The organism is Stenotrophomonas sp. YJH_SMC_127 (assembly GCF_059372445.1).
This window is the reverse complement of the sequence record NZ_JCAFVO010000001.1, coordinates 502653-516090: the sequence shown is the minus strand read 5'-3', so window position 1 is coordinate 516090 and position 13438 is coordinate 502653. Positions and strand designations below refer to the sequence as shown.

13 protein-coding genes are annotated in these 13438 nt (G+C 68.2%); 7 read left to right on the top strand and 6 right to left on the bottom strand.

All coding sequences use genetic code 11. From position 1 onward, the window contains the following. Positions 1 to 28: 28 nt before the first annotated feature. On the top strand, positions 29 to 2410 hold the full coding sequence (gene pbpC / locus AC5QAB_RS02370; protein ID WP_495233131.1) for a penicillin-binding protein 1C: 2382 nt from the start codon (positions 29 to 31) through the stop codon (positions 2408 to 2410). 116 nt (positions 2411 to 2526) lie between these two features. On the opposite strand, the gene AC5QAB_RS02365 is transcribed toward pbpC, so the two are convergent. Together AC5QAB_RS02365 and AC5QAB_RS02360 are read right to left on the bottom strand one after the other, a co-directional pair. After that, entirely contained in the window at positions 2527 to 3102 is a 576-nt protein-coding gene (locus AC5QAB_RS02365; protein WP_014648036.1) for a ferritin-like domain-containing protein, read from the bottom strand. A 29-nt stretch (positions 3103 to 3131) separates the two neighbouring features. Next, a complete protein-coding gene (locus AC5QAB_RS02360; RefSeq protein WP_495233130.1) occupies positions 3132 to 3614 on the bottom strand; it encodes a peroxiredoxin in 483 nt (160 codons plus the stop codon). Positions 3615 to 3875: 261 nt separating this feature from the next. Between AC5QAB_RS02360 and AC5QAB_RS02355 the strand changes: the two genes are divergently transcribed. Beyond that, positions 3876 to 4763 (top strand): DnaJ C-terminal domain-containing protein, encoded by an 888-nt coding sequence (locus AC5QAB_RS02355; protein ID WP_032957103.1) that lies wholly within the window; start codon positions 3876 to 3878, stop codon positions 4761 to 4763. 88 nt (positions 4764 to 4851) lie between these two features. On the opposite strand, the gene pilH is transcribed toward AC5QAB_RS02355, so the two are convergent. Beyond that, positions 4852 to 5223 carry a twitching motility response regulator PilH gene (gene pilH / locus AC5QAB_RS02350; RefSeq protein ID WP_014648033.1) on the bottom strand — a complete coding sequence of 124 codons (372 nt, stop codon included), beginning with the start codon at positions 5221 to 5223 and terminating at the stop codon, positions 4852 to 4854. An 88-nt stretch (positions 5224 to 5311) separates the two neighbouring features. Beyond that, positions 5312 to 6307, bottom strand: a complete 996-nt coding sequence (locus tag AC5QAB_RS02345; RefSeq protein WP_197561792.1) for an acrylyl-CoA reductase family protein — start codon at positions 6305 to 6307, stop codon at positions 5312 to 5314. 153 nt (positions 6308 to 6460) lie between these two features. On the opposite strand from AC5QAB_RS02345, the gene hflK reads away from it, so the two are divergent. From hflK to AC5QAB_RS02320, 5 genes are all read left to right on the top strand, one after another. Then, on the top strand, positions 6461 to 7594 hold the full coding sequence (gene hflK / locus AC5QAB_RS02340; RefSeq protein WP_005418335.1) for an FtsH protease activity modulator HflK: 1134 nt from the start codon (positions 6461 to 6463) through the stop codon (positions 7592 to 7594). Further along, the gene (gene hflC, locus AC5QAB_RS02335) at positions 7591 to 8454 is read left to right on the top strand and encodes a protease modulator HflC (protein ID WP_014648031.1); all 864 of its coding nucleotides are present in this window, start codon (positions 7591 to 7593) and stop codon (positions 8452 to 8454) included. Before hflK ends, hflC begins: the two co-directional genes overlap by 4 nt. Before the next feature lie 67 nt (positions 8455 to 8521). Next, positions 8522 to 8707, top strand: coding sequence for a DUF2065 domain-containing protein (locus AC5QAB_RS02330; protein WP_005414170.1), 186 nt, complete (start codon positions 8522 to 8524; stop codon positions 8705 to 8707). 971 nt (positions 8708 to 9678) lie between these two features. After that, positions 9679 to 10971 carry an adenylosuccinate synthase gene (locus AC5QAB_RS02325; RefSeq protein ID WP_014648029.1) on the top strand — a complete coding sequence of 431 codons (1293 nt, stop codon included), beginning with the start codon at positions 9679 to 9681 and terminating at the stop codon, positions 10969 to 10971. Between the two features lie 116 nt (positions 10972 to 11087). Then, entirely contained in the window at positions 11088 to 11750 is a 663-nt protein-coding gene (locus AC5QAB_RS02320) for a hypothetical protein (RefSeq protein ID WP_069116242.1), read from the top strand. Here AC5QAB_RS02320 and AC5QAB_RS02315 read toward each other — a convergent pair. Together AC5QAB_RS02315 and AC5QAB_RS02310 are read right to left on the bottom strand one after the other, a co-directional pair. Beyond that, positions 11680 to 12357 (bottom strand): M23 family metallopeptidase, encoded by a 678-nt coding sequence (locus AC5QAB_RS02315; protein WP_495233129.1) that lies wholly within the window; start codon positions 12355 to 12357, stop codon positions 11680 to 11682. The genes AC5QAB_RS02320 and AC5QAB_RS02315 overlap by 71 nt on opposite strands. Positions 12358 to 12361: 4 nt before the next feature. Continuing rightward, positions 12362 to 13324, bottom strand: a complete 963-nt coding sequence (locus AC5QAB_RS02310) for a L,D-transpeptidase family protein (RefSeq protein ID WP_495233128.1) — start codon at positions 13322 to 13324, stop codon at positions 12362 to 12364. Between the last annotated feature and the right edge of the window lie 114 nt (positions 13325 to 13438).

Here is a 13438-nt window from a genome sequence, read left to right as displayed (position 1 = left end):
GCGCGGCCCGTCCTGCCGGCAACCTGCAATGAACAACACGATGCCGATCTGGCTGGCGGCCCTGCGCCGCCGGCTGCAGCCGCTGTGGCCCTGGCTGCGCTGGGGTACGGCCGCCACGCTGGTGCTGCTGCTGGTGCTGGATTTCGCCTTCCCGCCACCGCTGCCGAAGCAGCGTGATACCAGCACCCTGGTGGTGGCTGCCGACGGCACGCCGCTGCGTGCATTCGCCGATGCCGAGGGCGTGTGGCGCTACCCGGCTTCGATCAACAGCGTCTCGCCGCTGTACCTGCAGGCGTTGCTGACCTATGAAGACCGCTGGTTCTGGCGGCATCCGGGCATCAACCCGCTGGCGATCCTGCGTGCCAGCGGCCAGCTGCTGCGTGGCGGCCGCATCGTTTCCGGTGGCTCGACCCTGACCATGCAGGTCGCCCGCATCCTCGATCCGCATACGCGCACGCCGTGGGGCAAGCTCAAGCAGATGCTGCGCGCGGTGCAGCTGGAAGTGCACCTGAGCAAGCAGCAGATCCTGGCCCTGTATCTGGAGCGCGCGCCCTACGGCGGCACCATCGAGGGGGTGGAAGCGGCCAGCTGGGCCTACCTGGGCAAGCCGGCGGCGCAGCTGTCGCATGCCGAGGCCGCGTTGCTGGCGGTGCTGCCGCAGGCGCCGAGCCGGCTGCGCCCGGACCGTCATCCGGAAGCGGCGCAGAAGGCGCGCGACAAGGTGCTGTCCCGCATGAACGAGCTGGGCGTGTGGACGGCGGACGAAGTGGAAGACGCGCGCATCGAGAACGTGGTGGCGCGCTCGCTGCGCCCGCCGCTGCACGCCGCGCTGCTGGCGCAGCGCCTGCACTCGGCGCATCCGGGCCAGGCACGCATCCAGAGCAGCATCGACATCGGCCTGCAGCGCACGCTGGAAGAACGCGTGGCCAGCTATTTCTCGACGCTGCCCGAACGCACCTCGGCCGCCCTGCTGGTGGTCGACAACCAGACCCTGCAGGCGCGAGCCTATGTCGGCACGCTGGCGTTCGGTGACCGGCAGCGGCTGGGCCACGTGGACATGGTGCAGGCCTGGCGGTCGCCGGGCTCCACGCTCAAACCGTTCCTGTATGCCATGGCGCTGGACGATGGCCTGATCCACTCGGAAAGCCTGCTGGTCGATGCGCCGCAGAGTTTCGGCAGCTACCGCCCCGGCAACTTCGACATGGCTTTCAATGGGCCGATTGGTGCCTCCAGCGCGCTGCGGCTGTCACTCAACGTGCCCTCGGTGGACCTGCTGCAGCGGGTCGGTCCGGCGCGCTTCGCCGCACGCCTGTCGCACTCCGGCATCCAGTTGCGCTTCCCGCCGGGCAGTACACCCAATCTGTCGCTGATCCTGGGCGGCACCGGTGCGCGGCTGGAAGATCTGGTCGGTGCGTTCGCAGCGCTCAACCGCAACGGCATCGCCGGGCGCGTGCGCTACACCGATGACGAACCGATGATCGAGCGTCGCCTGGCCTCGCCGGGCGCCAGCTGGATCGTGCGCGAGATGCTGGAATCGAATCCGCGGCCGGGGTATAGCGTCGGGACGTTCGATGTCGGTGGCCGCCCGCGCGTGGCGTGGAAGACCGGCACCAGTTACGGGTACCGCGATGCGTGGGCGATCGGCAGCACCCGCCACTACACCGTGGGCGTGTGGGTGGGGCGGCCGGACGGTACCCCGTTGCCGGGCCAGTACGGCGCGGTGACCGCGCTGCCGCTGATGTTCGAGGTGGTGGACAGCCTGCCGCGCCAGCGCGGTGATTCAGCTGCTGCACCGATGCCGGCCAGTGTCAGCCAGGAGGACGTCTGCTGGCCCACCGGCGAACGTGCCGAGGGCCTGCCAGCGGCGCTGTGCCAGCGGCGGATGTCGGCCTATCTGCTGGACGGTGCGGCACCGCCGACCTTCCCCGAGCGCGAGGCGCGGCGCTGGCAGCCGGGGCGGCAGCGTTACCTGGCCGACGCGCGGACCGGTCTGCGTGTATCCGCTGATTGCCGTTTGCCGCATCAGGAAGTCACGCGGGAGATCGCGCGTTGGCCGGCGTTGTTGTCGCCGTGGCTGCCGAAGGCCACGCGCGAGGCTTCGCAGCTGCCGGCGCTGTCGCCGGACTGCCGCGACGACGGGCGTGAGGCCAGCGTCGCGCTGCACGTGGACGGGCTCAATGACGGCGCCACGCTGGCGCGCGCGCCGAATTCCGAGCACGGCGTGCGCCTGCAGCTGCGCGCGCTGGGCAGCGAGCAGGCGGTGGACTGGCTGCTGGATGGACGCTGGATTGCACAGACCCACGGCGCGCAGCTGATGCAGCGCGAGTTCGCCGATCCGGGCGCACACACCCTGACCGCGCTGGCAGCCGACGGCGCGTGGACGCAGGTGCGGTTCAACGTCCTGCGATAGGTGCTGGGAATGGCCCGTCGACCCGACGCATCCGTGCTCTGGTAGGTGCCAACCTTGGTTGGCACGCGATGAATGCGCCCACCAAGGTGGGCATCTACCGAGCGTTTGCGGGGTCGCTATTCCCCGATCCACCCGTCCAGCAGGTCGGCGAACTCGTCGGCGTGTTCTTCCTCCTGCGCCAGGATCTCTTCAAGGATGCGCTTGGTGGTGGTATCGCGGTCGCCGATGAAGTTGATCATCTCGCGGTAGCTGTCGATGGCGATCCGTTCAGCCACCAGGTTCTCGCGCACCATGTCGCGCAGGTCGCTGCCTTCCTTGTACTCGGCATGCGAGCGCGTGGTCAGCGTATCCGGGTTCAGGTCCGGCTCGCCGCCAAGCTGGACGATGCGCTCGGCCAGCTTGCCGGCGTGCGCCTGTTCCTGCTGTGCATGCTCGAGGAACTCGGCCTTGACCGCGTCGGCCAGCATGCCCTTGGCCATGAAATAGTGCCGGTAGTAGCGCAGCACGCACACGTACTCGGTGGCGAGGGCATCGTTGAGCAGCTTGATCACCACCTTGCGGTCGGCGCTGTAGCTGTCGGTGATCGCGCCGTCTTCGATGTTGTGCCGGGCACGCTCGCGCAGGGTCTGACGGTCACTGATGCCGGGAATCCCGGCGGCGGGCTTGCTGGCTTTGGCTGGCTTGCTGGACATTGCTGGCCGTTTCCTTCTGCGGTGGGGAATCAGGTAGGCAGGTGCTCCAGCACGTACTCGGCGGAAGACACCTCGAACTGGCCCGGCTGCTCGATCCAGGCCGCACGCACCACGCCATCGACCACGTACAGCGCGAAGCGGCGCGAGCGCATGCCCATGCCCGAGGCGCTGGCATCCAGCTCCAGGCCGAGCGCGCGGGTCAGCTCAGCATTGCCGTCGGACAGCATCAGCAGGCCGTCGGGCACCTTCTGGTCGGCGGCCCAGGCTTTCATCACGAACGGGTCGTTGACCGCCACGCAGTAGACATCGATGCCGCGCTGGCGGAAGGCCTCGAATTTTTCGACGTAGCTGGGCAGGTGGCGGGCCGAGCAGGTGGGGGTGAACGCGCCGGGCACCGCAAACAGGACGACCTTGCGGGCGTCGAACAGCGAATGCGTATCAAGTGTTTCGATGCCCTCGCGGATGCGCTTGAGGGTCACTTCCGGAATGTGGTCGCCGACATGGATGGTCATGGGGAACTCCTTGCTGGGGCAGGCTAGTGGGCCGGATGGGACAGGGGCGTCAAGACATTGGAAAACCCGTGTGCAGGCCCCATCTTCAGGCTTTGCGGCGGGCGCTTCCAGCCACAGCCTGGGGCATCGGGATGGCAGCGGCATTGCGCAGGATCAGTCGGCCTCACCGGGGCCGCACGAGGGGCGGCGTAGCATCGCCGGCGCGTAGAATGAACCCGGGGCGGCGCCACCGGCGCGGCCGAAGCAGATCGAGGTAGCTGGATGGAATTCAAGGATTACTACGCCACCCTGGGGGTGGAACCGAGCGCGGGCGAGGCGGAGATCAAGACCGCCTACCGCCGGTTGGCACGCAAGTACCACCCGGACGTCAGCAAGGAGGCCGGGGCCGAAGACAAGTTCAAGGCGGTCAACGAGGCCTACGAGGCGCTGCGCGATCCGGAAAAGCGCGCAGCCTACGACCAGCTGCGCGCGCAGGGCTATCGCCCGGGCGAGGAGTTCAACGTGCCGCCGAACTACGGCGGCGCCGGCGGTTTCAATTTCGAGGAAGTATTCGGCGGTGGTGGCCCCAACGGCGGCTTCAGCGACTTCTTCGAAAGCCTGTTCGCGCGCCAGCGTGGCGGTGCCGGTCCGGGCCCGGGCTTCAGCAGCCAGGGCCACGCACCCAACCGCGACACCCGCGCCAAGCTGTCGGTCCCGCTGGAAGCGGCCTACAGCGGCGACAGCCTGCGCATCACCGTCAACGGCAAGCAGCTGGACGTGCGCGTGCCCAAGGGCATCCGTCCGGGCCAGGTGATCCGCCTGGCAGGGCAGGGCAACCATGGCGGCAACCTGCTGCTGGAAGTGGAGTACGCCGCGCATCCGCAGTTCGAGGTCGATGGCCGCAACATCCTCTATACGTTGCCGGTCACGCCCTGGCAGGCCGCGTTGGGCACCAGCATCAGCGTGCCGACCCTGGGCGGTGCGGTGGAGCTGAAGATCCCCGCCGACTCCGATGCCGGCCGCAAACTGCGCCTGCGTGGCCGCGGCCTGCCGGGCAGCCCGGACGGCGACCAGATCGTTGAAATCGAGATCGTGGCCCCGGCCGCGACCGACGAGGCGCAGAAGAAGGCCTACCGCAATCTGGCCAAGGCCTTCGGCGAGGCCATTTGAAGGTAGTGCCGGCCGCTGGCCGGCAACTTCATTGCCCTGGACGGTGATGCGTGGTTGCCGGCCAGCGGCCGGCACGACCACGCGCGTCTCAGCCCTGGCCGGCGAACACCCGCTCCAGCACCTCGGACAGCTCGTCTTCCGAGAACGGCTTGGTGATGTAGGCCTTGGCGCCCTGGCGCATGCCCCACATGCGATCGGTGTCCTGGTCCTTGGTGGTCACCAGGATCACCGGGATATGCCGGGTCGCCTCGTCGCGGGCGAGGGTACGGGTGGCCTGGAAGCCGTTGAGATTGGGCATCACCACGTCCATCAAAACCAGGTCGGGCAGCTCGGCCCTGGCGGTTTCGACCCCGGCGGCGCCATCGGTGGCGGTCAGGATCTGGTGCCCGAGCTTCTCGACGATGCGCTGTATCCCCAACAGCTGCGACGGTGAGTCGTCGACGATCAGAATGCGTGCCATGTTGTTCCCCATGTAATGCCCGCAGTGTAGTGCGGGCTCATTACCGGCGGGAGGGGGGCACCTGCCGTCCGTCGCCTGCCTGCGACGTTCAGTCGATCCGCACCACCGTGCGGCCCAGCGATCCACCCGCCAGCATCCGCTCGAACACTGCCCGGAGGCCATCAAGGCCGACCTCGGCGGTGCAGATGCGGTCCAGGTGCTGCGGCTTCCACTCACCGCCCAGGCGCGACCACACCTCTTCGCGCAGCCGGCGCGGCGCATTGGCCGAAGACACGCCGAGCAGCGACACACCGCGCAGGATGAAGGGCATCACCGTCATGTCCAGCGTCGGGCTGGCCGCCAGGCCGGCGCTGACCACGCTGCCGTAGGGCACGGTCTGCGCCAGCAGGCTGGCGAGCATGGCGCCGCCGGCATTGTCCAGGCCCCCGCCGAAGCGCGCCGACTGCAGCGGGCCGGTGTCGGCCAGCGCCTCGCGCGGCAGCACCTCGCTGGCACCGATGTCGCGCAGGAAGTCGGTCTGGTCCGGCTTGCCACTGACCGCGTGCACGGTGTAGCCGGCACGGCTGAAGATCGACAGCGCCAGCGCACCGACGCCGCCGCTGGCGCCGGTGACCGCCAGCGGGCCGAGCTCCGGGGTCTGGCGGTTGTCCTGCATGCGCAGCAGCGCCAGCGCCGCCGTGAAGCCGGCGGTGCCCAGCACCATCGCCTCGCGCGGGCTCAGCCCGGTCGGCTGTGCAATCACCGCACGCGACTCCAGCCGCACATACTGGCTGTAGCCGCCGTCACGGGTCTCGCTGAGGCCGCAGCCGGTGGCCAGCACCGCGTCGCCTTCACGCCAGGCCGGGTCGGTGCTGGCGACCACGGTGCCGGCCACGTCGATGCCGCCGACCAGCGGGAAGCGGCGCAGGATCTTCCCCTTGCCGGTGCCGGCCAGGGCATCCTTGTAGTTGACCGAGGACCAGTGGGCGCGGATCAGCACCTGCCCGGGGTTGAGGTCGTCGACACCGAGCCGGGTCAGGCCGCTGCGATAGCCGGCGTCGTCGTTTTCGATGCGGAAGGCGGTGAACGGGGTGGTGGGGGCCATCGGCGTTGCCTGACTTCGAGGAAAACGCCACCTTACCCCGTCGTCGCCCTTTCGATCCTGCCGATCCGCCCCATCTTGTATGATCGGTAATGGTTTCACGGCTGGCGCCGCGGGAAGGGCCCGCGCCGCAGCCCACATCTTGATGGAGCGTGCATGGCCTGGAATACACCCGGCGGCAACAAGGGCGGACAAGGCCCCGAGGACAATCGACGCGGGCCGTTCGGGTCGCGCGGCGGTGGCAATGGTGGTGGCTGGGGCGGACTGCCCGGGCCGCTGAAGGACCTGTTCGACGGCGGCATCGTGCGTTGGGTGGTGGCGGCCGTGGTGCTGCTGGTGCTGTTCTCCAGCTTCCAGCTGATCGGTGAACAGCAGCGTGGCGTGGTCCTGCGCTTCGGCCAGTTCTCGCGCATCCTGCAGCCCGGCCCGAACTTCAAGCTGCCGTGGCCGATCGAGTCGGTCACCAAGGTCAACGCCACCGAGATCAAGACCTTCTCGATCCAGGTGCCGGTCCTGACCCGTGACGAGAACATCGTCAACGTCTCGCTGAACGTCCAGTACCGCATCGACGATCCGCAGCAGTACCTGTTCGGCACGGTCGATGCCAACCAGGTGCTGGAGCAGTCGGCGCAGAGCGCGGTGCGCGAGGAAGTCGGCCGCGCCGACCTCAATGCCGTGCTGAACAACCGTGGCCCGCTGGCCGTGGCCGCCGAGGAGCGCCTGCAGGCGCTGCTGAAGGCGTTCAAGACCGGCCTGACCGTGACCGGGCTGACCCTGCAGGACGCGCGTCCGCCGGAGGAAGTGAAGCCGGCCTTCGACGAGGTCAATGGTGCCCAGCAGGTCAAGGAACGCCTGATCAACGAAGCCCAGGCCTACGCCGCCAAGGTCGTGCCGGAAGCCCGGGGCCAGGCCTCGCGCGCCCGTACCACCGCCGAAGGCTACAAGCAGGCGGTGGTGTCCAAGGCCGAGGGTGACGCGCAGCGCTTCAGCCTGTTGCAGGCCCAGTACAAGGACGCGCCGGAAGTGACCCGCAAGCGCCTGTGGCTGGAGACCGTGCAGCAGGTGCTGAGCGAGAACCGCAAGGTGATCGGCGGCGATGGCCGCCAGCTGATCTACGTGCCGATGACCGGCGACACCCGTCCCACCACGTCGGCCCCGGCCGCAGTGGCAAACCCGGACGTGGTCATGCCGTCGCTGCCGGGCGCAGCGGTGGAAGCTTCCCGTGATCCGGGCCGGCCGGTGGGCCGCCCGACCGGGCGACCGAGCGGCCGTGAGGAGGGCAGCCGATGAAGAGTCCTATCTGGATCGCCGTGATCGTGGCGGTGGTGCTGGGCCTGCTCGGCTCGGTGTATGTGGTCCGTGAGGACCAGACCGCCATGGTGCTGAACCTGGGCAAGGTGGTGCGTTCGGACATCAAGCCAGGCCTGCACTTCAAGGTGCCGGTGGTGGAAACGGTGAAGGTCTTCGACCGCCGCTTCCAGGTGCTCGACACCGCGCCGGCGCGCTACTTCACCGCCGAGCAGAAGGACGTCAGCGTCGACTTCTTCGCCATCGGCTACATCTCCAACGTGGGTGACTACTTCCGTGCCACCGGCGGCGACCCGCGCGTGGCCAACGCCCGCCTGGCGCCGATCATCACCGATTCGCTGCGTAACCAGATCAACTCGCGCACCCTGCAGCAGCTGGTGTCCGGCGACCGCAGTGAGCTGATCGCCGAGCAGTTGAAGGGAATCAACGAGGCCGTGGCCGGCCTGGGCATGCAGATGATCGACCTGCGCATCAAGCAGGTGGACCTGCCCACCGACAGCCAGGTGATCAACGATGTGTACGAGCGCATGCGCGCCCAGCGCAAGCAGGAAGCCGCCAAGCTGCGCGCGGAAGGCGAGGAACAGTCGCTGACCATCCGCGCCCAGGCCGACCGTGACAGCACCGTGCTGATCGCCGAGGCCGAGCGCGATGCACAGCGCCTGCGCGGTGAAGGTGATGCGGAAGCCACCCGCATCTACGGCAAGGCCGGTTCGGCTGACCCATCGTTCTACGCGTTCTACCGTAGCCTGGAGGCGTACCGCGGCTCCATGACCGACGGCAACGGCGTGATCGTGCTCGACAAGAACGACCCGTTCCTGCAGTACCTGAAGAACGACCGCTGAGGTCGCAGGGCATTACCCCACGGGGCCCGGCCAACTGCCGGGCCCCGTGCTTTTTTTCGGAGTTCCGATGAAAGATCTGTTCGCCGCCGTCTGCCTGGTCGCGGTGCTGGAAGGCCTGTTCCTGTTCGTCGCGCCGTTCGCCTGGAAGCGCATGGCCGAACGCCTGCTGGACCTGCCCAGCCCGGCCCTGCGCAGCTTCGGCGGACTGGTGCTGCTGGCCGGCCTGAGCCTGCTGTGGTGGGTGCGGCACTAGACGCCCCGGCGCGGCCGCCTGCGTCTACGGGCGTGGCCTGGCCTTGGTAGCTGCCAACCTTGGTTGGCATTGCCGGCCAGCGGCCGGCACTACCGGGCGGGGCAGTTGACCGACCGGCACCAGCGTGGCCAGGCCCTGGTAGATGCCAACCTTGGTTGGCATTGCCGGCCAGCGGCCGGCACGACCGGGTGGGGCGGCTGACCGACCTGCACCTGCGTGGCCTGGCCCTGGTAGCTGCCAACCTTGGTTGGCATTGCCGGCCAGCGGCCGGCACTACCGGGTGGGGCAGCTGACCGCCCTGCACCTGCGTGGCCAGGCTCTGGTAGATGCCAACCTTGGTTGGCATTTCCGGCCAGCGGCCGGCACTACCGGGCGGGGCGGCTGACTGACCGGCACCAGCGTGGCCTGGCCCTGGTAGCTGCCAACCTTGGTTGGCATTGCCGGCCAGCGGCCGGCACGACCGGGCGGGGCGGCTGACTGACCGGCACCAGCGTGGCTTGGCCCTGGTAGCTGCCAACCTTGGTTGGCATTGCCGGCCAGCGGCCGGCACGACCGGGCGGGGCAGCTGACCGGCCTGCACTTGCGTGGCCAGGCTCTGGTAGATGCCAACCTTGGTTGGCATTGCCGGCCAGCGGCCGGCACGACCGGGCGGGGCGGCTGACCGACCTGCACCTGCGTGGCCAGGCTCTGGTAGATGCCAACCTTGGTTGGCATTGCCGGCCAGCGGCCGGCACGACCGGGCGGGGCGGCTGACCGGCCGGTGAAGCCGTCCGTCGGAAAGGTGGCAGCGGACCCCGGAAACCCGGATAATGCACAAAAGCCGGACGGGCCTCCCCGTTCGGCTTTTTCCGTGTCTGGGCCCTCCATCGCCGGCCGCTCCCCGTTTGGAGCCGCCCTCCAGGTGCTGGCCAGCCCCGCCACGGTTTACCCGTCCGCGGCCCCGATGGCCGCAACAAATCGAGGAGCCCGTCATGGGTCAGTCTGTCGTAGTGTTGGGTGCCCAGTGGGGCGATGAAGGCAAGGGCAAGATCGTCGATCTGCTCACTGAGGAAATCGGCGCCGTCGTGCGCTTCCAGGGCGGCCACAACGCCGGCCACACCCTGGTCATCAATGGCAAGAAGACCGTCCTGCACCTGATCCCGTCGGGCATCCTGCGTGACGACGCGCTGTGCCTGATCGGCAACGGCGTGGTGATCTCGCCGGCTGCGCTGCAGAAGGAAATCGCCGAGCTGGAAGCCTCCGGCGTGGAAGTGCGTTCGCGCCTGAAGATCTCCCCGGCCGCGCCGCTGATCATGCCGTACCACATCGCCCTGGACCAGGCGCGCGAGCGCGCAGCCGGTGGCAAGGCGATCGGCACCACCGGCCGCGGCATCGGCCCGGCCTACGAAGACAAGGTGGCGCGTCGCGGCATCCGCATCGCCGACCTGCATTACCCGAAGCAGCTGGAAGAACTGCTGCGCACCGCGCTGGATTACCACAACTTCGTGCTGACCAAGTATCTGAACACCGATGCGGTCGACTTCCAGAAGACCTTCGACGAAGCGCTGGCCTTCGGCGAATACGTGCAGCCGATGAAGTCCGACGTGGCCGGCATCCTGCACGACCTGCGCAAGCAGGGTAAGCGCGTGCTGTTCGAAGGTGCGCAGGGCGCGCTGCTGGACATCGACCACGGCACCTACCCGTACGTCACCAGCTCCAACACCACCGTCGGTGGTGCGCTGGCCGGTTCCGGCGTCGGCGCTGATTCGATCGACTACGTGCTGGGCATCGCCAAGGCCTACGCCACCCGCGTCGGCGGTGGCCCGTTCCCGACCGAGCTGGACGACGAAGTCGGCCAGGGCATTCGTGACCGCGGCGCCGAGTACGGTGCGTCGACCGGCCGCCCGCGTCGTTGTGGCTGGATGGACATCGTCGCGCTGAAGCGCGCCGTGGCCATCAACGGCATCAGCGGCCTGTGCATCACCAAGCTGGACGTGCTGGACGGCATGGAAAAGCTGAAGGTCTGCATCGCCTACGAATACAACGGCAAGCGCACCGAGTACGCGCCGCTGGACGCGCAGGGCTGGGAAGAATGCACCCCGGTGTACCTGGAGTTCCCGGGCTGGAGCGAGAACACCCACGGCATCACCCAGTGGGACGACCTGCCGCCGGCCGCACGCGCCTACCTGCGTTCGCTGGAAGAGCTGGCCGGCTGCCCGATCAGCATCGTCTCCACCGGCCCGGACCGCGACCACACCATGGTCCTGCAGGATCCGTTCGCCTGAGGTGGCGCCGGGCCATGCCCGGCGTTGGTGACAGGAAAAGCCCCGCGCACGCGGGGCTTTTTCGTTACTGTGTGGCCAGGCCAGCGGGGAAGCGACGCGATGACCAGGATGTCAGCGTGAAAGGCGGGACGGTAGTGCGGGTCACCCTGTGGGTGTCGTGGAGCCTGTGGTGCATGGCCGGCCTGGTACTTGTGTTGGGTGCAGCCGCCAATGCCCTGGCTTCGCGCACGCAGACGGTGCCGCTGGTGCTGCGCCCTGGCGCAACCGCCCAGATCACCGTCTACCGCCTCATCGATGACCAGCTTCGGCTGCGCCTGCGCTATGCCGCGGACGGTACAGAGGCTGACCCTGAAGTGCTGCTGCGCATCGAGACTCCCACCGAACATGGAGACTTCCGCGCAGGGGAGCGTTGGGGAGTGGCCGGGCAGGGCATCGACCGCGCGCTGGTATCGGCTGAGTCCGGCGGCCTCATGGCCTCCTACTTTGGTTACGGTCGCGGCGACGCATTGCCACGCGGCCGTTCATGGCTGCGGGTAACCGTGCTGGAGGTGGGTCCGGCGCTGGCGGGACGCACTGCAGACATCGAGCTGCAGCCGCCGCTGGGTCTGCTGAAGCTGACCGACCTGGACTACCTCTGGCTGTGGCCGTTCTTTTTCTGGAAGATGGCGGCGCTGTTCCTGCTGATTCCAGGGGCTGCGTTGGCTGTCTTTACTGTGGCGTTGCGGCGCCAGCAGCGCCGGGCATCGGTGCCGCCGACTTCAGCAAGGGATAGGGATTGATCGAGTCTCCCTTCCACCACTGCTTCTCCGGCCCCAACACATGCACTTCGAAGTGCAGGTGCGGGGCCTCGGCGCTGGCATTGCCGGTGCTGCCGACGTAGCCGATCACATCCCCGCGCTTGATCGCCTGTTTCTCGGCCAGGCCATCGGCATAGCGCTGCAGGTGCGCGTAGTAGTAGCACCAGCGTCCGCTGGGCTCGAACTGGTAGATCGTCAGCCCGCCGCGTTCGCTGTCGAACAGTTTTTCCACCGTGCCATCAGCCACCGCGAGTACCGGAGTACCGGCATCGGCCAGGATGTCGATGGCATCGTGCACGCGGCCTTCGCTGCGCGCATCGGTGAAGGTATCGTGCAGCTGCGAGGCCAGGATGCCCTGCACCGGCAGCAGCAGGCCGGACGGTGCATCCGCAGCCTGCGCGGCCGGCGGCGCGGTGGTGGCGGGTGGGGCCGTTGCGCGTGGCGCTGGTTCGACCACCGGCGCGGCGGCCACCGCCGATGGCGCTGCCGGCAGCGAGGCGGCTACCGGCTCACTCCCATCGCGACGCAGCCACCAACCTGCCCCCAGTCCCAGCAGTACGCCCAATACGATCAGCTGCGAAAGACGCATGGGCTTACTCCTGCATCACCACGGGCACCGAAGTATCCACTGCGTCGGCCACACGCACCGCATCCCAGTTGGTCATGCGTACGCAGCCATGCGATTCGGTCTTGCCCACGTGGCTGGGTTCGGGTGTGCCATGCAGGCCGTAGTGCGGCTTGGACAGGTCGATCCAGACCCGGCCGACCGGGTTGTTCGGGCCCGGTGGCAGCGTCGCCTTCTTTTCGCCCTTGCGCGCATCCCAGAACAACTTCGGGTTGTAGTGGAACGGCGGGTCGCGATACACGCCCAGGATCTTCCATTCGCCGATCGGCAACGGGTCGTGCTGGCTGCCCGACGACACCGGCACCTGCGCGATCAGCTTGCCCTGCGCATCCAGCAACTGCAGGGTGGAGTCGGATTTGTCGACCACGATCTTCGCCGCCTTCGGCAATGCCGCTGGTGCGATGTTGGGCACTTGGATGCGGCTGCCAGCCTTGGTCAGATCCACGCCGGGATTGAGCACCTTTAGCAACTCCGGCGAGGCGTGGAAGCGCTCGCCCAGGGCTTCTTCCATACTGCTGAAACCCAGCGATTTCAGTTTGGCCTGTGCGGCAGGTCCTTTCGGTATGGGCTGGAACGGGCCGGCGACATCCTCGGCAGTCAGCGTGTAGCTGGCCAGCGGCCCCACCGTATCAGCCTGCAGAGCCTTCCAGGTGGCGTCGTCCAGCTCACCCGTCACGGTCAGCCCATGCGCGGCCTGGAAGCCCGCCACCGCGCTTCGCTGGTTGCTGCCCACTTCGCCATCGATCTGGCCAGGCGAGAAATTCGCGCGATCCAGCAGCACCTGGGCATGCAGTGCGGAGCGCACTGCGGTGTCCGGGTCGGCCTTCTCGGCAATGGGGGCGGGCAGGTTGGGCGGCGGCACCTGCGCGAAGGCCGGCGACGCCAGCAGCGAGAGTGCGAGCAGGGTGGATCGGGACACAGATGAGGGCATTGGGATCTCCAGCAGGTACGCCGCCACCTTGCCCGCAGACAGCGCCGAGCCGCCGTGAAAGGGATCTGATGCCCGCATGAGCAGGCATGTCATTGCGGCCGATTGCCAGCGGCA

Coding starts and splice junctions, on each gene's coding strand:
- pbpC (WP_495233131.1), top strand. CDS start 29: ATGAACAACACGATGCCGATCTGGCTGGCGGCCCTGCGCCGCCGGCTG.
- AC5QAB_RS02365 (WP_014648036.1), bottom strand. CDS start 3,102: ATGTCCAGCAAGCCAGCCAAAGCCAGCAAGCCCGCCGCCGGGATTCCC.
- AC5QAB_RS02360 (WP_495233130.1), bottom strand. CDS start 3,614: ATGACCATCCATGTCGGCGACCACATTCCGGAAGTGACCCTCAAGCGC.
- AC5QAB_RS02355 (WP_032957103.1), top strand. CDS start 3,876: ATGGAATTCAAGGATTACTACGCCACCCTGGGGGTGGAACCGAGCGCG.
- pilH (WP_014648033.1), bottom strand. CDS start 5,223: ATGGCACGCATTCTGATCGTCGACGACTCACCGTCGCAGCTGTTGGGG.
- AC5QAB_RS02345 (WP_197561792.1), bottom strand. CDS start 6,307: ATGGCCCCCACCACCCCGTTCACCGCCTTCCGCATCGAAAACGACGAC.
- hflK (WP_005418335.1), top strand. CDS start 6,461: ATGGCCTGGAATACACCCGGCGGCAACAAGGGCGGACAAGGCCCCGAG.
- hflC (WP_014648031.1), top strand. CDS start 7,591: ATGAAGAGTCCTATCTGGATCGCCGTGATCGTGGCGGTGGTGCTGGGC.
- AC5QAB_RS02330 (WP_005414170.1), top strand. CDS start 8,522: ATGAAAGATCTGTTCGCCGCCGTCTGCCTGGTCGCGGTGCTGGAAGGC.
- AC5QAB_RS02325 (WP_014648029.1), top strand. CDS start 9,679: ATGGGTCAGTCTGTCGTAGTGTTGGGTGCCCAGTGGGGCGATGAAGGC.
- AC5QAB_RS02315 (WP_495233129.1), bottom strand. CDS start 12,357: ATGCGTCTTTCGCAGCTGATCGTATTGGGCGTACTGCTGGGACTGGGG.
- AC5QAB_RS02310 (WP_495233128.1), bottom strand. CDS start 13,324: ATGCCCTCATCTGTGTCCCGATCCACCCTGCTCGCACTCTCGCTGCTG.